We start from the raw sequence: 19,900 nt of genomic DNA on the forward strand, positions 1-19,900 counted from the left end.
CTGTGAAACTGCTGATACTCGACCGGGACGGCGTGATCAATCACGACTCCGATGCCTACATCAAATCGGTGCAGGAGTGGATTCCAATCCCCGGCTCGATCGAAGCCATTGCGCAGTTGAGCAAGGCCGGCTGGACGGTGGCGGTCGCCACCAACCAGTCCGGCATCGCTCGCGGCTACTATGATCTGGCCACCCTCGACGCCATGCACGCGCGCCTGCGCGAGCTGGTGGCGGAGCAGGGCGGCGAGGTCGGGCTGATCGTCTATTGCCCCCACGGCCCCGACGAAGGGTGCGCCTGTCGCAAACCGAAACCGGGCATGCTGCGGACCATTGCCGAGCATTACCAGGCAGAACTGACCGGTCTATGGTTTGTCGGTGACAGTCTCGGTGACCTGGAAGCCGCAAAAGCCGTCGACTCTCAGCCAGTATTGGTGAAGACCGGGAAAGGCGAAAAGACCCTGGGGAAAACCCTGCCGGTAGGCACCTTGATTTTTGACGACCTGGCGGCCGTTGCCGCTGAACTTATCCACAATTAGGCCCCTTCTGGCATCCTGACCAAGGACTGTTCGGGAGAGCGCTTTTTAACAGGCGGGCATGCCCGCAATGGTAAATGCCGCTATGTCGATCCTGCAGGCCATCAGAACCTTCTTCTTTTACCTGCTGTTGGGCACCAGTTCCTTGCTGTGGTGCTCCCTGAGCTTTTTTATCGCGCCGTTCCTACCCTTCAAGGCGCGCTATCGCTTTATCAACGTCTACTGGTGTCGCTGCGCGCTGTGGCTGACCAAGGTATTTCTGAACATTCGCGTAGAAGTGCAGGGCGCGGAAAACGTCCCGGAGCGGCCATGCGTGATCGTCTCCAATCACCAGAGCACCTGGGAGACGTTCTTCCTCTCGGCCTACTTCGAGCCCCTGAGCCAGGTCCTCAAGCGCGAGTTGCTGTATGTGCCGTTCTTCGGCTGGGCCATGGCCATGCTGCGCCCCATCGCCATCGACCGCGACAACCCCAAGGCCGCGCTCAAGCAGGTGGCGAGCAAGGGTGACGAACTGCTCAAGGACAATGTCTGGGTACTGATCTTTCCGGAAGGCACCCGCGTCCCCTACGGCACCATTGGCAAGTTCTCCCGCAGTGGCAGCGCCCTGGCGGTGAACGCCGACCTGCCGGTGCTGCCAGTGGCCCACAACGCCGGCAAGTTCTGGCCGAAGACCGGCTGGGCCAAGCGCCCGGGCACCATCACCGTGACCATTGGCGCGCCGATGTACGCCGAAGGCAGCGGGCCACGAGCCATTGCCGAGCTCAATGACCGGGTCGCGGCCTGGAATGAACAGGCCCAGCGGGACATGGGCTCATTGCCACCATTGGCCACTTCCACGGATAAGGTTGCTGTATGAGCTTCTGTGGATAACCTGTGTACGACTTTTCTCACAGCGGCAAAAATCTACTTATAAATTACTGATTTATATGCATATTTCCCAAGCTAATAAAATGTGGAAAAACGTGCATAAGTTTTTCGGACACAAAAAAACCGGCCTTGATGCCGGTTTTTTTTCGCCCGTTCAATCCCATCGGCTTCAGTCCTGCAACAAAGGCAGCTCAAGGATGAAACAGGAGCCCTGGCCGACCTCGCTGCGACAGCTGATCCGCCCCTGATGCCGATCCACCACCGCCTTGACCATGGACAGACCCAGGCCCAGGCCATCGATGCCCTGGGCCGAGGAAAAGCGCTGGTACTGGCCAAACAGCTGGGGCAGGTCCGCCGGCGCAATCCCCTGGCCCTGATCGGCGATCTCGCAGCGCAGCCAGCCTTCGGCACAGCTCACTGCAACATGAACCGTTGAACCTGGCGGGCTGTACTTGATGGCGTTCTCCAGCAGATTGAACAAGGCCCGGGTCAGCAGCGACTGATCCGCCAGGACCATGCCCTCATTGTCTTCATCCAGATCATGCTGCAGGCGGATCTGTTTCAACTGGGCCAGGGTGGTGGCCTGGTCGAAGGCATCCAGCACCAGCATGGCGAACATGCTGGGCGCAAACTGATAGGCCTCCGACTCGGCCTTGGCCAATTGCACGAAGGCCTCGGTCAGCTCCAGGGCCCGGCGCACCTGTTGCTCGATCTGCCTGTAGACCTGCCCGGGCGGCGAGGGCTGGCGGCTTTGCACATCCAGCAGCGCGAGGATTGCCGAGTGGGGCGCGCGCAGATCGTGGGACAGAAAGCGCAGCAGCACGCCGCGCTGCTGCTCGGCGTCCCGCTCGACGCTGAGGTCGGTGAGGCTCAACAACCAACCGATGGCGTTATCACTGTCCACCGGCAGCAGGGGCGCCAGTTCCATGCGCAGGCTGCGCTGCCGGACGTCGCGAAACTCCAGGGCCGGCAACTGCCCCAGGCTCGGGACCGGGGCCGCGTCCGTCAGGCCCGGATAACCCAGGGCGGCCAGCTGCGCAATCAAGGGCTGCCCCACCAGGGAATGGGCGAACACGTCCCGGGCATTGCGGTTGGCCAGCAGAATCTTGCCGTCCGGATCGCTGATCAGGGTCGCCACCGGCAGGTACTCCAGGCCGTCGGCGATAAAGCGCCGGGTATCCCGGGTCCGGCTCAGGGCCTGTTCCAGGGCAACGATCTGCCCTTGCAGCACGTCACCCGCGGGAGTCTGGCTACGACGGCGCTCCGGCAACACCTTGGGCTCGCTGTCCAGGCGCTCCAGCTCCCAGCCGAAATAGGCCAGGATCACGCTCAGCCGCCGCCAGTTCCAGATCAGGTAAGCCAGCAACATGCCCAGCAGGCTGGCCACCGGCGACCACCAGTAGCCCAGGCGCAACATCAGCACCGACCCCAATAGCGCCAGGCCCATGCAACCCAGGGTTATCCACAAGGCGTGACGTGGACGCCAGAGCAGCAACCCGAGCAATGCAGCGGTCAGGGCCACGGACAACAGCAGCCCCGACCACTGGCCCAGGTCGACGATACTGCGATGCTGCAACAGGCCATTGAGCAGGTTGGCCTGGATCTCCACGCCCGGGGTGGTGCCCTGGCTGCCGGATTGCGGGGTGACATAACGGTCGCCCAGCCCCGGGGCGGTGGACCCCACCAGGATCAGCCGGTCACGCAGCAACTCGGCGGGCACCTCGCCACGCAGCACGCTGACATAGGGCACGCTGGGAAAGCCCGCCGCCTTGTCGATAAAGGCAATACGTACCGGGTTGGCTCGCAACCAGCCCCTGGCAATCTGCGCAGTTCCGGGGCCCGGCATCAGCGGCGACAACGGATCGGCTTCGGTGAGCTGGTAGAGCAACCAGGTCAGCTGCGCCCGCGGCGCCTGCTGCGGACCTTCGCGCAGGTAGACGCTACGCACGGTGCCGTCGGCATCCGCTTGTGCATTGACATGCCCCAGCCCCCGGGCACAGTGGCGCAGCACCGGCACCGGAGGGATCTCCTCCAGGTCCTGGCCGTAGCGAGCGATCCCCTCGCGCAGCACCGGCAGGAACACGGTGCCGGCGCGGCACAGGGCAGCGGCCAACCGGGTGTCGTTTTCCACAGTGCTGCCGGGCTCGCTGAGGATTACATCGAACAGCACGCCTTTGACCTTGGCGTCCGTCAGCCGGTCCAGCAACTGTCCATGCATCGCCCGTGGCCAGGGCCAGCGTCCCAGTTGCTGCAGGCTGTAGTCGTCGATGGTCACCAACAGAATGCGCGGATCGACCGGCAGCGGGGTAAAGCGTCGCAGGTTGTCATAGAACAGGTTGTTAAAAGCCAGGCCCTGGCTCAGGGACAGCAAGGCCGTCAGGGGCAGAAGTATCAGGCCAACCCACAGCCATTCACGTACCAGGCGACGAAACAGGCGCTGGGCCTGGGTCGGTTCACGGCCGTTGGCCCATTGCTTGCCGAGACTCATCGACGGCCCGCCGACGGCTCATTGAGCACGAGTGGTCCTGGGGTAGTAGAAGATGTCATAGACCCCGGTTTCTCCTTCCAGGCCATGCTCGTCGAACGCCGAGAGCCGTACATGATAGAAAAACGCCTTCAGGCCAGTGAAGTTCACTTCCGGAGTGCTGGAGAACTGTTCCTGCTTGATGTTGAGGAAATCCTTGTCGGTAGCCACCTGTGCCCGATAGCGACGGGCACCCGGCAACGGTTGCAGGATGAGTTGCCAGACGGGCAGGGCGCCGGTTTGTCCGGCCTGCCCCAGCAGCCGGGGCGCAGCCAGCAGTTCCACCGGCTTGAGCTCGCCCTGCTTCTGAATGCGCAATCCCTGGCGCGCCATGACCTGGACCTCCCCGGGCAGCGGGCCGGCAGGTTTATCCACAACATGCTTGCCGGAGCGTCGAGCAGTCTTGGTCGGCGGCGGCTCATCGCGGCTCACCGCCACCTGGCCATTGAGCACCTCCACCAGGGATTGCTGATCGTCATTACGCACCCGGAAGTGCGTCCCGCGGACCCCCAACACGCCTACGGGGGTCACGATCTGGAAGCGGTCGTGATCGCTGTTGCGCTTGATCACATAGGATTCGATCTGGCCCTGCTCCAGGACCACCTGAGGAATGCTGTATTGCGTATTCAATTGCAGGGTGACCTGGGAACTGGAGGGTAGCACCACGCGCGAACCATCGCCGAGGGACAGGCTGACGAAAGCCGACGGCGAGGTTTTTATCCCTTCTTTCTCATCGATGCTCATGCCTTCTTCCAGGGCCACCTCGCGGCCCTTGGCATCCAGTTTCCAGGCCTCACCCGTCAAGTGCTCGACGGTAGCCGGCAAGGGCTGGCCGCGGCATTGCTGGTTGTCATCCAGGTAGGGAAGGCGTTGCGGGGCAGCCTGCACGGCGCAGGATGGCAGGATCAGGCCCGCTAGCAGCAATGCAGCGCACGCCACCTGCAACCGGCCAACGGGCGGAGAAGGGCAGAGGTCATTCATGAATTTGCTTTGAGCCTTTGGGAAAACCACGGCGAAATCCTACGCACCATACCTGAGGCAGCGCATGGGCAGAAATCCGCGGCTGCAGGGCGCCGCCCAGGGAAAGGGGCGAATCGGAACCGGGAGGGAAGAGCACAGCCAGCAAAGAAAGTGACACGTCCCTGTGTCGGAACCGGGGCGACAGGTCGCCCGGCCCAAAGTCCTGAGGAGGCACTCCCTGTATTCCCCTTCAACGACGCACGCAAGCGCGCGTTGTGCCGCCAGCCTGGCGGTTGACACTCCCTGTGTCGGAGCACTTCCAGGTGCCCCCGTGTGCCACTCAGCGAGAGCCAATGTAGCGCTGCGCGAGCGGCCGGGGCGGTTTTGCAATATTTGTTCAGAATCATCGCCGCACCTGCTAGAAGACCCAGCGGGGTGCCGGTGACTGCCGCACCGCAGGCAGGGCTGTCCGGCCCAGTAGCGGTTCGGCATCCAGGGTCAGGCTGGCTTCCTGGCTGTCGGGCGAGGCCAGCGTCGAGTAGGCATCGGCCTTGGCTGCCTCACAGCAGGAGCCGGACGACGACGGCAGCCCGCTGGCACTGATCCCCAGATAAGCCGCCAGCATCAAGCTGACCAGGCGCAGCGGATCATCGCCGCTGAACATTCTGACCAGCGCGACCTGGCCTTTGCTGAACATGTTCCCCATGGTTCTTTTCCTTGCTTGAGCGAGCCGGTATCGTGCTGCTGCGATAGCCCCCCAGCACCCGTGCTCCAGGTGCCTTACCGGCTATTTGATATCAGCGTACCGAGGGAGCAGGGGCTCAAGAGCAATTCGCCATAATTGTTCAGAATCAGCCAAGACGCCTAAACTGCCCCCTGCCTGAAGCCGCTGGATCTGTGTCTCTGGGGCTCTTCGAACCATAAGGAACTGCCTGGCATGCGTGTCGCGATACTGGATGACGAACCCGCAGAACTGGCGCGTGTGGAACAGACGCTGCGAGAAATTCCCGGCCCCGGTGAAGCCCCATGGACCCTGCATCGCTTCGAACGGGGCGAAGACCTGCTACGTCAGTTGCGGCGGGAAACCTTTGACCTGCTGATACTCGACTGGCAACTGCCGGACCTCAGCGGTCTGTCGTTGCTGCGCTGGACTCGGGAACACATGGATGCGCCACCTGCGGCCATCATGCTCACCAGCCGCGATGCCGAGAGCGATATTGTCCAGGCCCTGAACAGCGGTGCCGACGATTACTTGAGCAAGCCGTTTCGTCCCAACGAACTCAAGGCCCGGGTCAACGCGGTGCTGCGCCGCCACGGCTTGCAGCGCAATAACAGTGAGGAGCTCCTGAGCTTCAACGACCTGACCTTCGACGATGCCGAACTGACCGTGACCCGCGCAGGAGTCCCCATCAGCCTGACCGAGCGCGAGTACCGCCTGGCCCGCTGCCTGTTCGCCAACCTGGGCCGGCCACTGTCTCGGGAGTACCTGTACGAACGGTTCTGGACCCATGAGGAAATCGCCTCCTCGCGGCCCTTGGACACCCACATCTACCGCCTGCGCAACAAGCTGGGGCTGACCGCGGATCGCGGTTGGCAACTGCTGACCATCTACGGCTATGGCTACCGGCTGGAAAGCGTGGCGGCACCCGACCAGCAGGGCCACTGACAGCTTGCCGGCAACAGCGGCTTGATATCACTCCGGGTCCTGCCAGACATCTTCATAGCCGGCGCGGTCGATGATGAAACGCGTCCCGCTCGGCAGATACAGGTAATCGATCACCTCCGGCAACAGCTCGACCAGATGCTCGGCGCACAGCGGCTGGTAGAAATCCACGGCTGTGGAATGTTCGCCGCAGTGGATAAACCAACTGACCGTGCCGTTCTCCGGCAACTCGATCCGGGTGCCATAGATGGGCGACTGCGCCAGGGAACCAATGGCCAGTGCAATCATCGGCTCCGGCGCCTGGGGAGCGAGGTCGTAGCGTTCACAGACAAGCTGCTGTCTTTCGTTCATTGCTCCAGCCACCAATCGAGCAAGGTCTCGTCATCGGTGTCATCGAGGTTTTTATAGATGTTGGCGTAGTACCACTCGATGCCCGTGGTTTCGCGGAAGCGGTTGAAGAACCGTGCAATGTTGTCCATGCCGTTTCGCGCCGGCACCGACAACGTCAGATTGCCCTTATGGCGCCCGTCGAGCATGCCGCCCAATTCGGTCGCCACATCCGCCGCCAGGGCAACGATGTGCTCTTCAGGGATGTAATCCGCATAGATATGGATACAGAAGTTGCCGCCACGCTTGAGCACAACGGCGGGGGCCTGCGGGTTCTTGATCGAGATGATGTCGCCCTTGGCCAGGTTCAGCGTCAGCCCCGGTGAATAGAGAATCTCGTAGCTGTCCTCGTCGATCCGCCGTACATGTAGCGGCTCATAGACCGGGCCATGGGCGTTTTGCCCCGCCACGACCCGAATCGATATTTCCTGGTTCTGATCATCCATAACTGGTTTCCGAGCGATTGCTGTTTTTACACAGGGTGAAAGGAATCGATCCAGGCTCAGCCGCGTAGCGGGGTCGACTGCTCGATGAACACATCTCGAAGCGCCTGTTCGATGCCCGGATCGTCTTGCAGCTCAGGTGCCAGCAACAGCACCAGCCGATCCAGTCCGGCACACCAGCTGACGGAGCTGTCCATGCTGAAAATGATGCGCTCCTGTTCGATCCGCACTTGTGCAACCCCGCCATAGCCGGAGAGAGCGGGGCTGGAGATTTCCAGGTGGTAGGTGTCCTGGCCCAGGGCGGCGTCCTGTTCGTCGCATTCGGTGCTGCGTTGCAACAACAGGTAGTGCTCGGGCTCGTCGGCGGTATCGGCAAAAGCCACAAGCCATACATCGTCTTCCAGGGTTGCGCTGAAATAACTGGCAGGCCATTCAACGGTCATGCTTGAACCTCAAGTGAAGCCAGCGACAAGCACTCGCTCATGCGCCCAGGATCAATGTTCCCGTGCTGCAAACAGGCATCTTCATAAGCGATATGTTGGTCGTCGGTGATGGAAGACAGGTAGTGGTCGATGGCGCAAAAACTGACCTCGGGCGCGATATCCACGGTGAACAGCGACAGGCCCCGGGTAACCATGCAGCTGGCGCCGAGACTGCGCAGGTGCTGCACAATGCTCGCGCGCTCTGACTCGCCCTCGGCAAAAACCCGCAGCGTCGAGTGCCCGGATTGCCGCACCACGCCAGTTGCGATCAGCTCGTGGGCGTCAGCGCGAGTCAGCACCCAGTCCCCCTTGCTCACGCCGTAGAGATAGTAGGGCGTGTTGTCCAACTCATAGACACCTGCGCCCCGTTGGATGCCCCACATCGATTCATACCCCACCGGTGGGTAACCGTCAGCGTCGATGGTGAGTTTGAAAATGATCTTGTGAAATTGTGCTGTCGAGTTATCCATTCCATCTCACAGAGGCGCCGCCATGGGCCTCACGAACTGTCCGTAAAAGAAGTTTTCCTTGAAGGAAAATATGACCTCTGCGCTATTTCGGCGTGGCCAGGGCCGTATTCTCATCGGACGGATAGAAAAAGTCGTCCCAGCATTTTATAAAATTATCCTTGGACACCTGCGCTGCGCAGCAGCGGATGGGCCCGCTGACGAGGCACTATCTGATGGATCAACAGGGCGGTATCGGGCGTGGGTTGGTAGCGAAATGTCGATACCTCGCTGTGCGGCGACAGCAGTTGAAGGCGCAGACAAGCCTGTGGATCAAACCAGTCGACCCCATCAAACAGCACCAGCGCTTCGCTTGACCAATCAATACTCAACCGCTCGATCGGGGTCAGTGAACCAAGCTCAAGCTGCTCAAGCTGCGCCAGCACCTCGGCCTCAGATGGTGCGCAAATCCATCGGATAATCAGCAACGCGTCGTCTGCCGTGGCAATCGCCGTGTCCAAAGGCTCGTCACCCAGGACAAGAATATCGCCATCGACACCCTCCAGTCGGCCGGCATGGTCATCAATCTGACACGCCCTGTGGTAATCCGAGGGATCGCCGTCGAGGCCACGCCACATACCGGCCAAACCTTCACCTATCACCACCAAGGGGCCACCGGAACTGGACAGCCATGGAGAAATCTTGAATCGACTCATAGGCTCCTTGCCTTCCTGTTGAGCAGAACAGCTACATGATCCACTGACAACGCCATGATGTCCGCGCAAAAAAAAGCCAACGCTAGGCGTTGGCTTTTTAGGTGCCACTGCGGATCAGAAGTCCAGGTTGGACACCGCCAGGGCGTTGCTTTCGATGAAGTCGCGACGGGGCTCGACCGCATCACCCATCAGGGTGTTGAAGATCTGGTCGGCGCCGATGGCGTCTTCGATGGTCACCTTGAGCATGCGGCGCATGCTTGGGTCCATGGTGGTTTCCCACAGCTGGTCGGGGTTCATCTCGCCCAGACCTTTGTATCGCTGGATGGTGTGGCGCTTGGTGCTTTCCGCCATCAGCCAGTCCAGGGCCTCCTTGAACTCGGTGACCGCTTTCTTGCGTTCGCCGCGCTGAACATACGCGCCTTCGTCCAGCAGGGTGCTCAGTTGAGCGCCGAGGGAGACGACGGTCTTGTAGTCGTTGCTGCCAAAGAAGTCGCGGTTGAAGGTGACGTAGTTGGACAGGCCGTGGGAGATCAGTTCGACCTCTGGCAGCCAGACATTACGTTCACGGTCTTCACGCAGGCTGGCCTTGTAAACCAGGCCGGACTTCTCGGAAGTGCGCAGGCGGGCGTCGTACTTGGCCAGCCAATCCTGCATGGCGGCGTGATCGGACAGTTGCTCCATGGTCACGGCCGGCAGGTAGATGAAGTGCTCGGTCAGCTCCTGCGGGTACAGGCGCGACAGGCGCTTGAGGGTCTTCATCACCATGCGGAAGTCGTTGACCAGGCGCTCCAGCGCCTCGCCGGAGATCCCCGGAGCTTCGTCGTTCAGGTGCAGGCTGGCATCTTCCAGAGCCGACTGGGTCATGTAGTCTTCCATGGCGTCGTCGTCTTTGATGTATTGCTCTTGCTTGCCTTTCTTGACCTTGTACAGCGGCGGCTGGGCGATGTAGATGTAGCCGCGCTCGATCAGCTCCGGCAACTGACGGAAGAAGAAGGTCAGCAGCAGGGTACGGATGTGCGAACCGTCGACGTCAGCATCGGTCATGATGATGATGTTGTGATAACGCAGCTTGTCGATGTTGTACTCTTCGCGGCCGATGCCGCAGCCCAGCGCGGTGATCAGGGTGCCCACCTCTTGCGAGGAGATCATCTTGTCGAAGCGCGCCTTCTCGACGTTGAGGATCTTGCCCTTGAGCGGCAGGATCGCCTGGGTCTTGCGGTTGCGTCCCTGCTTGGCGGAACCGCCAGCAGAGTCACCTTCCACCAGGTAGAGTTCGGACAGCGCCGGGTCTTTTTCCTGGCAGTCCGCCAGTTTGCCCGGCAGGCCGGCGATATCCAGAGCGCCCTTGCGACGGGTCATTTCACGGGCTTTACGCGCCGCTTCACGAGCACGGGCAGCGTCGATCATCTTGCCCACCACCAACTTGGCTTCGTTGGGGTTTTCCAGCAGGAAGTCGGAGAAGTACTTGCCCATTTCCTGTTCGACCGCGGTCTTCACTTCGGAAGACACCAGCTTGTCCTTGGTCTGGGAACTGAACTTCGGATCCGGCACCTTCACCGAGATGATGGCGGTCAGGCCTTCACGAGCGTCATCACCGGTGGTGGCGACCTTGTGCTTCTTGGCCAGGCCTTCCTGCTCGATGTAGTTGTTCAGGTTACGCGTCAGGGCCGAACGGAAGCCCACCAGGTGGGTGCCGCCGTCGCGCTGAGGAATGTTGTTGGTGAAGCACAACAGGTTCTCGTTGAAGCTGTCGTTCCACTGCAGGGCGATTTCCACGCCGATGCCGTCTTCACGCTGGATGTTGAAGTGGAACACCTGGTTGACCGCAGTCTTGTTGGTGTTCAGGTATTCAACGAAAGCACGCAGACCGCCTTCGTACTTGAACAGTTCTTCCTTGCCGCTGCGCTCGTCCTTGAGGACGATGCCGACACCGGAGTTGAGGAAGGACAGTTCACGAATCCGCTTGGCCAGGACGTCCCAGCTGAAATGGATGTTCTTGAAGGTTTCAGCCGAAGGCTTGAAGTGAATCTGGGTACCGGTGGTTTCGCTGTCGCCAACGATCTTCATCCGCTCTTGCGGAACACCGTGGACGTAGGTCTGTTCCCAGATCTTGCCGCTGCGGCGCACGGTGAGGATCAGTTCCTCGGACAGCGCGTTCACTACCGACACACCCACACCGTGCAGGCCGCCGGAAACCTTGTAGGAGTTGTCGTCGAACTTACCGCCGGCGTGAAGCACGGTCATGATGACCTCTGCCGCCGAGACGCCTTCTTCTTTGTGCACATCCACCGGGATGCCGCGACCGTTGTCGCGCACGGTGATGGATTCGTCCGGGTGGATGATGATGCTGATGTCGTCGCAATGACCGGCCAGCGCTTCGTCGATGGAGTTATCGACCACCTCGAACACCATGTGGTGCAGACCGCTGCCGTCATCGGTGTCGCCAATGTACATACCGGGACGTTTGCGTACGGCATCCAAACCTTTCAGCACCTTGATGCTGGTCGAGTCGTACGTATTTTCTTCGCTCATGCCTTCACTCCCGATGGTCGTGGGTCTGGGTGATACGGCCTTGTTCCACGTGGAACAAGGCGACTGGCGTTTCCGTCTGCCAGCCTTCCCTCAATAATTCGTGGTCTACACAGGTGATGAACACCTGGCAGCGTAAGTCTTCCAGCAAGCGACAAAGTGCGCGGCGGTGCTGCTCGTCCAACTCGGACGGCAAGTCATCCACTAGATAAATACACTGACCGCGACGGGCCTGGCTCACCAGATGCCCCTGGGCAATGCGCAAGGCACAGACCACCAACTTCTGCTGGCCACGGGACAAGATGTCCGCGGCGTTGTGTCCGCCTAAGCGCAGACGCAGATCAGCACGTTGTGGACCGGCCTGGGTATGACCCATTTGCTGATCACGGTGCAGGGCGGTCGCGAGTACTTCACTGAGCTCTCGGTCCTTGTCCCAACCACGGTAATAGCTAAGCGTCAGGCCCTCGAGCTGCAGCAGTTCGCCCAAGGTCCGCTCAAAGACTGGTTTCAAGGCTTTGATGTAAGCGCGGCGGTATTCATCGATTTCAGCGCTGGCCTGACACAGTTCCCGGTCCCAGGCCGCTTGCGAAGCGGCGTCAAGTGTACCATGCCGCAGCCATGAGTTCCGCTGCCGCAGGGCCTTCTGCAGGCGCTGCCAGGTGGACATGAAGCGCGGTTCCACATGGAACACGCCCCAGTCCAGGAACTGCCGGCGGATCTTGGGAGCGCCTTCGAGCAGGCGAAAGCTGTCCGGGTTGATCAGCTGCAGCGGCAGGATTTCCGCCAGCTGAGCGGCGCTGCGGGCATTCTGCCCGTCGATGCGGATCTGGAACTCCCCCTGGCGATCCCGGGATATCCCCAGATTGCTGTGTCCTCCCTCAGCCAACTCCACCTGGCCAAATACCGTGCAGGCCAGTTGCTCATACTGGATCACCGGTAACAGGCGGGTGCTGCGGAACGAGCGGGCAAGCCCTAGCAGATGAATGGCTTCCAGCACGCTGGTCTTGCCACTGCCGTTGGCGCCGTAGAGAAGGTTGATGCGAGGAGAGGGGGAGAAGGTCACCGGGTGCAGATTGCGCACCGCGGTGACCGAGACGCGACTGAGGGACATCTAGCTTCTGCTGAGCATGATTACAGGCGCATCGGCATGACAACGTAAGCCGAGTCGTCGTTGTCGGATTCCTGCACCAGCGCACTGCTGTTGGAGTCGGACAGGATCAGGCGAACCTGTTCGGTGGTCATCACGCCCAGTACGTCCAGCAGGTAGCTGACGTTGAAGCCGATTTCCAGCGAGCCGCCGTTGTATTCCACGCCTACTTCTTCTTCCGCTTCTTCCTGCTCAGGGTTGTTGGCCTGGATCTTCAGCTGACCATTGGCCAGTTGCAGACGGATGCCGCGATATTTCTCGTTGGACAGGATCGCGGTACGGCTGAAGGCTTCACGCAGGGCCTGACGGTCGCCCAATACCAGCTTGTCGCCACCTTTTGGCAGCACGCGCTCGTAGTCCGGGAACTTGCCGTCCACCAGTTTGGAGGTGAAGGTGAACTCGCCGGTGGTGGCGCGGATGTGGTGCTGCCCCAGGACGATGCTGACGTTGCCGTCCGGCTCGGTGAGCAGGCGCGCCAGTTCCAGGATGCCTTTACGCGGCACGATCACCTGGTGACGATCCGGCTGGCCGATGTCGGCCTGCATCGAGCACATCGCCAGACGGTGACCGTCGGTGGCCACGGCGCGAATGATCCCGGCGGAAACCTCCAGCAACATGCCGTTGAGGTAGTAGCGCACGTCCTGCTGAGCCATGGCGAAGCTGGTGCGCTCGATCAGGCGACGCAGCTTGCTCTGCTCCAACTGGCAGGTCAGCGAGCCCGGGCCTTCTTCCACAGTCGGGAAATCGTTGGCCGGCAGGGTCGACAGGGTGAAGCGGCTACGCCCGGCCTTCACCACCAGCTTCTGCTCATCGACCTTGATGTCGATCAGCGCATCGTTGGGCAGGCTCTTGCAGATGTCCATCAGCTTGCGCGCGGGAACGGTGATTTCCCCCGGTTCGGCCGGCTCTTCAAGTTGTACACGACCGACCAGTTCGACTTCCAGGTCGGTACCGGTCAGCGACAGTTGCTGGCCTTCGACAACCAGCAGCACGTTGGAAAGCACCGGCAAGGTCTGACGACGTTCGACGACGCCGGCGACCAGTTGCAGAGGTTTCAACAGGGCTTCGCGTTGAATGGTGAAATGCATGGTCTAGTCCCTTGCCTTAATAAGCTGCGTTGGAGTCATCAAGTGGTCAGAGTACGCAGCAGGTTCTTGTAGTCCTCGCGGATGTCCGCGTCGGATTCCTTAAGTTCATTGATCTTGCGGCAGGCGTGCAGCACGGTGGTGTGGTCGCGGCCGCCGAACACATCGCCGATTTCCGGCAGGCTGTGGTTGGTCAGTTCCTTGGACAGGGCCATGGCCACCTGACGCGGACGGGCCACCGAACGCGAACGTCGCTTGGACAGCAGATCGGAAATCTTGATCTTGTAGTACTCGGCGACGGTGCGCTGGATGTTATCCACAGACACCAGTTTGTCCTGCAGGGCCAACAGGTCCTTCAGGGACTCGCGAATCAGCTCGATGGTGATGTCGCGGCCCATGAAGTGCGAGTGAGCAATGACCCGCTTGAGCGCGCCTTCCAGTTCACGGACGTTGGAGCGAATCCGCTGGGCAATGAAGAACGCCGCGTCGTGGGGCAGTTCGACCTTGGCCTGGTCGGCCTTCTTCATCAGGATCGCCACCCGGGTTTCCAGTTCCGGAGGCTCGACCGCCACCGTCAGGCCCCAGCCGAAGCGCGACTTGAGGCGCTCTTCCAGGCCCTCGATCTCCTTGGGATAGCGGTCGCTGGTGAGGATCACCTGCTGGCCGCCTTCAAGGAGGGCGTTGAAGGTGTGGAAAAACTCTTCCTGGGAACGCTCCTTGCGGGCGAAGAACTGAATGTCATCGATCAGCAGCGCATCGACCGAACGGTAGAAGCGCTTGAATTCGTTGATGGCATTGAGCTGCAACGCCTTGACCATGTCTGCCACGAAGCGCTCGGAATGCAGGTACACGACCTTGGCATTCGGGTTCTTCTTCAACAGGTGGTTACCCACGGCGTGCATCAAGTGGGTCTTACCCAAACCGACGCCGCCATACAGGAACAGCGGGTTGTAGCCATGCTTGGGGTTGTCCGCCACCTGCCAGGCCGCCGCGCGGGCCAGCTGGTTGGACTTGCCCTCGACAAAATTCTCAAAGGTGAAGGTGCGGTTCAGATAGCTGGTGTGCTTGAGCGCGCCTTCTACCTGGACAGTACGCTGCTCGGCGCGTACCGGTGCCTGCTGCGAGCTGGCGCCCGCCATCGGGTCGAAGCTGTCACGAGAGGGTTCTTCGCTGACTTCGGCACTCTTCTGCGCCGCGGTTTTCTTGGCCGGAGCGGAAGTGGGTGCCGGAGTTGGCGCAGGAGCCGCCGCCGGGGTGGCATTGGCCGCTGCCGCTTGCAGCGCTTGCGAGGCTGCGGCGGCCAGTGGCGCATTAGGTGCAGCGCGAGGCGCCGAACTGCGTTTGCTGCCTATTAATAAGGAAAGAACCGGCGCACTGCCGTTGCCGTGTTCATCCAGCAGCTCGAGCACGCGCCCCAGGTACTTTTCGTTGACCCAATCGAGAACAAAACGATTCGGTGCGTAAACACGCAACTCGTCGCCTTCGGCTTCGACCTGTAGCGGACGGATCCAAGTGTTGAATTGCTGGGCAGGCAGCTCATCACGCAGAAGCTCCACGCACTGCTGCCAAAGTTCCACTGACACGGATATCCCCTAAGTTGAAAGCCGGTGAGGCAAAAACAAGCGGCCATTGTAGCGATCAGCCGCCCACTTATCCACATGTAGCGTGCCCTCAGGACACTAAGAATCAACGTCTTACCCCGAATAAACACGACCAGCGGTATGTGCATAAGCTCTGTGGATAACCCCGCTTGAGGTCGTTGCACAACTCGGGTCGAAACGCTGTGGGTAAGTCGCCTGTGGATAACTGCTCGTTCCACGCACAGGTTTTCCGATAGCGCAGCACAGGGAGGACACCGTTTCTCAACCGTGTTGTCATTCTCTGTACAGTACGGAATAGAAGGGCTAAAGCCAGTTATCCACAGAAGGCGTCGTCCCTAGCCTTTATAAGCTTTACAGAAAAGCTTTAAATACTTTCCTTCTTTATTTTTATATCTACCTGACCCTGGCTCACAACCCCGTCCCCGGACATACATAGATAAAGGAAAAGCTGGTTGGAAATTGACCTAGAGGCTTGCTTTCTCTAGAATCGCCGATCTCTTAAAACGGGGGCCATTCCGGCCCGTTGTGGACGAACCAGGTAACACGACATGAAACGTACTTTCCAACCAAGCACTATCAAACGCGCTCGTACCCACGGTTTCCGTGCTCGCATGGCTACCAAGAACGGTCGTGCCGTCCTGTCGCGTCGTCGCGCCAAAGGTCGTGCGCGTCTGGCAGTTTGATAATCCGGCACTGGAGGTGAGTCAGGACTTCAGTCGGGAAAAGCGTCTGCTTACACCCCGGCACTTCAAGGCGGTCTTTGACTCCCCTACCGGCAAGGTTCCGGGGAAAAATCTCCTGCTCCTTGCGCGCAACAACGACCTGGATCATCCCCGTCTGGGGCTCGTGATCGGGAAAAAGAGCGTAAAGCTCTCCGTTGAGCGCAATCGCCTCAAGCGTCTGATGCGCGAATCGTTTCGTCTCCACCAGGATTCACTGGTCGGATGGGATATCGTTATCGTCGCGCGCAAAGGTTTGGGCGATGTAGAAAACCCCGAATTGATTCAGCATTTCGGCAAACTCTGGAAACGTCTGGCACGCAACAAGCCGGAACCAGCAGTCAAATCCGAAACTGTAGGGGTAGACAGTCCCGATGCGTAAACTGGCACTCGTTCCGATCCAGTTTTACCGCTATGCCATTAGTCCTCTGATGGCCAATCACTGTCGTTTCTACCCCAGTTGTTCCTGCTACGCGTTAGAAGCCATCGAAAATCATGGCCTTCTGCGCGGTGGCTGGCTGACCTTTCGTCGTTTAGGTCGCTGTCATCCGTGGAATCCCGGTGGTTATGACCCGGTTCCACCTATCCCTACCTCCCGTTCTTCTTCGATGGCCGAGTAATCATGGATATCAAACGCACGATCCTGATCGTCGCCCTGGCAATCGTGTCCTATGTCATGGTTCTTAAATGGAACCAGGATTATGGCCAGGCTGCCCTGCCGACTCAGAATGTTGCTTCCAGCACGACCACTCCGGGCTTGCCGGACACGCCAAATGGCACTTCCGCTGCCAACGACGACATTCCGCGCGCAGCAAGCGACACCACTGCACCGGCTGAAGCGCCCGTTGCTGCAAGCAAAGATCTCATTCAGATCAAAACGGATGTGCTCGACCTGGCTGTCGATCCACAAGGTGGGGATATCGCGCAACTGCGTTTGCCACTGTATCCACGTCGTCAAGACCACCCGGAAATCCCGTTCCAGTTGTTCGATAACGGCAATGAGCGGACTTACCTGGCACAAAGCGGCCTGATTGGCAGCAATGGCCCGGACGCAAGCCCGGCTGGTCGTCCGATCTACTCCTCGGAAAAGAAAAGTTATCAACTGGCTGACGGTCAGGACCAACTGGTGGTCGACCTGAAGTTCAGCAAGGACGGCGTCCACTACATCAAGCGTTTCACCCTGAAACGTGGCCTGTATGACATTACCGTTTCCTACCTGATCGACAACGAAAGCGCACAACCTTGGACCGGTGCAATGTTTGCCCAGCTCAAGCGTGACGCCAGTTCCGATCCATCCTCCAGCACCGCCACCGGCACTGCGACTTACCTGGGCGCAGCCCTGTGGACAAGTTCCGAGCCGTACAAAAAAGTGTCCATGAAAGACATGGACAAGGTGAACGAGGATAAAACCAAGGCCCCAATCACTGAAAACGTTCAGGGTGGCTGGGTAGCCTGGCTGCAACACTACTTCGTGACCGCCTGGATTCCGCCAAAAGGCGAAAACAATCAGGTTCTGGCGCGCAAGGACAGCAAGGGCAACTACATCATCGGCTACACCGGCCCTTCGATGACCGTCGCTCCAGGTGCCAAGGCCGAAACCAGCGCCACTCTGTACGCTGGTCCGAAAAGCCAGGCCGTGCTGAAAGAGTTGTCCCCAGGTCTGGAACTGACCGTCGACTACGGCTTCCTGTGGTTCATCGCCCAGCCGATCTTCTGGCTGCTGCAACATATCCACAGCCTGGTGGGTAACTGGGGTTGGTCGATCATCTTCCTGACCATGCTGATCAAGGGGATCTTCTTCCCACTGTCGGCTGCCAGCTACAAATCGATGGCGCGTATGCGTGCCGTAGCTCCGAAACTGGCCGCGCTGAAGGAAAAATTCGGCGACGATCGTCAGAAAATGTCCCAGGCGATGATGGAGCTGTACAAGAAAGAGAAGATCAATCCGCTGGGCGGCTGCTTGCCGATCCTGGTGCAGATGCCGGTCTTCCTGTCCTTGTACTGGGTTCTCCTGGAAAGCGTGGAAATGCGCCAGGCGCCGTTCATGCTGTGGATTACCGACCTGTCGATCAAGGATCCGTTCTTCATCCTGCCGATCATCATGGGCGCCACCATGTTCATCCAGCAGCAGTTGAACCCGACGCCTCCGGATCCGATGCAGGCCAAGGTGATGAAAATGATGCCAATCATCTTCACCTTCTTCTTCCTGTGGTTCCCGGCCGGTCTGGTGCTGTACTGGGTAGTGAACAACTGCCTGTCGATCGCTCAACAGTGGTACATCACTCGTAAGATCGAAGCGGCCACCAAGAAAGCGGCTGCCTGACCTACGCTGTGGATAACCACACAAGACGCCCCCTAGTGGGGCGTTTTGCTATCTGTCACTTTTGTCTGGATGTCGGGTTATGAATGTCCCTCGTGAAACCATCGCCGCCATCGCCACCGCCCAAGGGCGCGGCGGCGTGGGCATCGTACGGATTTCCGGGCCCCTGGCGGGCGCGGCGGCCAAGGCCATCAGTGGTCGCGAACTGAAGCCGCGTTTTGCCCATTACGGGCCATTTCTCAGTGCGCAGGCTGAGGTCCTGGACGAAGGCATCGCCCTGTATTTCCCGGGTCCGAACTCCTTCACTGGGGAAGATGTACTGGAACTTCAGGGCCACGGCGGGCCAATTGTTCTCGACATGCTGCTGCAGCGTTGCCTGGAACTGGGCTGCCGCCTGGCCCGGCCGGGGGAATTCAGTGAACGTGCGTTCCTCAATGACAAACTGGACCTGGCACAGGCCGAAGCCATTGCCGACCTGATCGAAGCCAGCTCGGCACAGGCTGCGCGCAACGCCTTGCGTTCATTGCAGGGGGCGTTCTCCCAGCGTGTGCATAACTTGACCGAGCAACTGATCGCCCTGCGGATCTACGTCGAAGCGGCGATTGATTTTCCCGAGGAAGAAATCGACTTCCTCGCCGATGGTCATGTCCTCAGCATGCTCGATGCAGTGCGCGATGAGTTATCCACAGTACTGCGTGAAGCCGGGCAGGGTGCCTTGCTGCGTGATGGCATGACCGTGGTGATCGCCGGTCGTCCCAATGCCGGCAAATCCAGCCTGCTCAACGCCCTGGCCGGGCGCGAGGCGGCAATCGTCACCGATATCGCCGGCACCACCCGGGACATCCTCAAGGAACATATCCACATCGATGGCATGCCGTTGCACGTGGTGGACACCGCCGGGCTACGAAATACCGAAGACCAGGTGGAAAAGATCGGTGTCGAACGGGCACTCAAAGCCATCGGTGAAGCGGATCGGGTGTTGCTGGTGGTGGATGCCACTGCAGCCGAGGCCGCGGATCCTTTCGCTTTGTGGCCCGAATTCCTGCAACAGCGGCCGGATCCGGCCAAGGTTACGCTGATTCGCAACAAGGCCGACTTGACCGGCGAGCCCATTGCCCTGGAAACCTGTGATGATGGCCACGTAACCATCAGCCTCAGTGCGATGTCCGCGGGCGTCGGCCTGGATTTGCTGCGTGAGCATCTCAAGGCTTGCATGGGTTATGAACAGACCTCGGAAAGCAGCTTCAGTGCCCGCCGCCGACACCTCGAGGCCCTGCGCTACGCCAGTGCCGCGCTGGAGCATGGCCGTGCCCAGCTGACCCTGGCCGGTGCCGGCGAACTGCTGGCCGAGGATCTGCGCCAGGCCCAGCAGTCCCTGGGGGAAATTACCGGGGCTTTCAGTTCCGATGATCTGCTGGGGCGGATCTTCTCCAGTTTCTGTATCGGCAAGTAGATTCGCCCCCGATGGGCTCCGGCAA

20 protein-coding genes are annotated in these 19,900 nt (G+C 60.1%); 8 read left to right on the plus strand and 12 right to left on the minus strand.

What is annotated here, in order from left to right:
* The first annotated feature begins 2 nt into the window (after positions 1–2).
* Together gmhB and DNK59_RS12750 are read left to right on the plus strand one after the other, a co-directional pair.
* Positions 3–536 (plus strand): D-glycero-beta-D-manno-heptose 1,7-bisphosphate 7-phosphatase, encoded by a 534-nt coding sequence (gmhB, locus tag DNK59_RS12745; protein WP_092318060.1) that lies wholly within the window; start codon positions 3–5, stop codon positions 534–536.
* Positions 537–618: 82 nt separating this feature from the next.
* On the plus strand, positions 619–1,389 hold the full coding sequence (locus DNK59_RS12750; RefSeq protein WP_110723421.1) for a 1-acyl-sn-glycerol-3-phosphate acyltransferase: 771 nt from the start codon (positions 619–621) through the stop codon (positions 1,387–1,389).
* A gap of 180 nt (positions 1,390–1,569) precedes the next feature.
* Here the strand turns inward: DNK59_RS12750 and DNK59_RS12755 are convergent, their stop codons facing one another.
* The 3 genes from DNK59_RS12755 to DNK59_RS12765 all read right to left on the minus strand — a co-directional run bounded on the left by DNK59_RS12755 (position 1,570) and on the right by DNK59_RS12765 (position 5,590).
* The gene (locus DNK59_RS12755; protein WP_110723422.1) at positions 1,570–3,888 is read right to left on the minus strand and encodes a CHASE2 domain-containing protein; all 2,319 of its coding nucleotides are present in this window, start codon (positions 3,886–3,888) and stop codon (positions 1,570–1,572) included.
* A gap of 18 nt (positions 3,889–3,906) precedes the next feature.
* A complete protein-coding gene (locus DNK59_RS12760) occupies positions 3,907–4,905 on the minus strand; it encodes a FecR domain-containing protein (protein WP_110723423.1) in 999 nt (332 codons plus the stop codon).
* 397 nt (positions 4,906–5,302) lie between these two features.
* On the minus strand, positions 5,303–5,590 hold the full coding sequence (locus DNK59_RS12765) for a hypothetical protein (protein ID WP_110723424.1): 288 nt from the start codon (positions 5,588–5,590) through the stop codon (positions 5,303–5,305).
* Between the two features lie 231 nt (positions 5,591–5,821).
* Between DNK59_RS12765 and DNK59_RS12770 the strand changes: the two genes are divergently transcribed.
* Positions 5,822–6,550, plus strand: a complete 729-nt coding sequence (locus DNK59_RS12770; protein ID WP_110723425.1) for a response regulator transcription factor — start codon at positions 5,822–5,824, stop codon at positions 6,548–6,550.
* A 27-nt stretch (positions 6,551–6,577) separates the two neighbouring features.
* Here DNK59_RS12770 and DNK59_RS12775 read toward each other — a convergent pair whose 3' ends face one another.
* From DNK59_RS12775 to dnaA, 9 genes are all read right to left on the minus strand, one after another.
* On the minus strand, positions 6,578–6,898 hold the full coding sequence (locus DNK59_RS12775) for a hypothetical protein (RefSeq protein WP_177431239.1): 321 nt from the start codon (positions 6,896–6,898) through the stop codon (positions 6,578–6,580).
* Positions 6,895–7,380, minus strand: a complete 486-nt coding sequence (locus DNK59_RS12780; RefSeq protein ID WP_110723427.1) for a DUF4265 domain-containing protein — start codon at positions 7,378–7,380, stop codon at positions 6,895–6,897. Before DNK59_RS12780 ends, DNK59_RS12775 begins: the two co-directional genes overlap by 4 nt.
* Before the next feature lie 56 nt (positions 7,381–7,436).
* Positions 7,437–7,820, minus strand: coding sequence for an Imm10 family immunity protein (locus DNK59_RS12785; protein ID WP_110723428.1), 384 nt, complete (start codon positions 7,818–7,820; stop codon positions 7,437–7,439).
* The gene (locus tag DNK59_RS12790; RefSeq protein ID WP_110723429.1) at positions 7,817–8,329 is read right to left on the minus strand and encodes a DUF4265 domain-containing protein; all 513 of its coding nucleotides are present in this window, start codon (positions 8,327–8,329) and stop codon (positions 7,817–7,819) included. Before DNK59_RS12790 ends, DNK59_RS12785 begins: the two co-directional genes overlap by 4 nt.
* Before the next feature lie 152 nt (positions 8,330–8,481).
* The gene (locus tag DNK59_RS12795) at positions 8,482–9,021 is read right to left on the minus strand and encodes an Imm21 family immunity protein (RefSeq protein WP_110723430.1); all 540 of its coding nucleotides are present in this window, start codon (positions 9,019–9,021) and stop codon (positions 8,482–8,484) included.
* Positions 9,022–9,135: 114 nt separating this feature from the next.
* Positions 9,136–11,553, minus strand: coding sequence for a DNA topoisomerase (ATP-hydrolyzing) subunit B (gene gyrB / locus DNK59_RS12800; RefSeq protein WP_060836809.1), 2,418 nt, complete (start codon positions 11,551–11,553; stop codon positions 9,136–9,138).
* Between the two features lie 4 nt (positions 11,554–11,557).
* A complete protein-coding gene (gene recF / locus DNK59_RS12805; protein WP_016967086.1) occupies positions 11,558–12,661 on the minus strand; it encodes a DNA replication/repair protein RecF in 1,104 nt (367 codons plus the stop codon).
* Positions 12,662–12,681: 20 nt separating this feature from the next.
* Entirely contained in the window at positions 12,682–13,785 is a 1,104-nt protein-coding gene (gene dnaN, locus DNK59_RS12810) for a DNA polymerase III subunit beta (protein ID WP_009046209.1), read from the minus strand.
* A gap of 38 nt (positions 13,786–13,823) precedes the next feature.
* A complete protein-coding gene (dnaA, locus tag DNK59_RS12815; protein WP_110723431.1) occupies positions 13,824–15,365 on the minus strand; it encodes a chromosomal replication initiator protein DnaA in 1,542 nt (513 codons plus the stop codon).
* Between the two features lie 566 nt (positions 15,366–15,931).
* Between dnaA and rpmH the strand changes: the two genes are divergently transcribed.
* From rpmH to mnmE, 5 genes are all read left to right on the plus strand, one after another.
* Complete coding sequence (gene rpmH, locus DNK59_RS12820; RefSeq protein ID WP_003213577.1) at positions 15,932–16,066, plus strand: 50S ribosomal protein L34; 135 nt, start codon at positions 15,932–15,934, stop codon at positions 16,064–16,066.
* A 16-nt stretch (positions 16,067–16,082) separates the two neighbouring features.
* Positions 16,083–16,484 (plus strand): ribonuclease P protein component, encoded by a 402-nt coding sequence (gene rnpA / locus DNK59_RS12825; RefSeq protein ID WP_197662869.1) that lies wholly within the window; start codon positions 16,083–16,085, stop codon positions 16,482–16,484.
* Positions 16,477–16,722: a membrane protein insertion efficiency factor YidD gene (gene yidD, locus DNK59_RS12830; protein WP_003213574.1), complete on the plus strand. Its 246-nt coding sequence runs from the start codon at positions 16,477–16,479 to the stop codon at positions 16,720–16,722. The genes rnpA and yidD overlap by 8 nt, the downstream gene beginning before the upstream one ends.
* Before the next feature lie 2 nt (positions 16,723–16,724).
* Positions 16,725–18,425, plus strand: a complete 1,701-nt coding sequence (gene yidC, locus DNK59_RS12835; protein ID WP_092318027.1) for a membrane protein insertase YidC — start codon at positions 16,725–16,727, stop codon at positions 18,423–18,425.
* A 79-nt stretch (positions 18,426–18,504) separates the two neighbouring features.
* Positions 18,505–19,875, plus strand: coding sequence for a tRNA uridine-5-carboxymethylaminomethyl(34) synthesis GTPase MnmE (gene mnmE / locus DNK59_RS12840; RefSeq protein ID WP_110723432.1), 1,371 nt, complete (start codon positions 18,505–18,507; stop codon positions 19,873–19,875).
* The last annotated feature ends 25 nt before the right edge of the window (positions 19,876–19,900 follow it).

It is taken from the genome of Pseudomonas sp. TKO26, assembly GCF_003225665.1.
Lineage (GTDB): Bacteria > Pseudomonadota > Gammaproteobacteria > Pseudomonadales > Pseudomonadaceae > Aquipseudomonas > Aquipseudomonas saponiphila.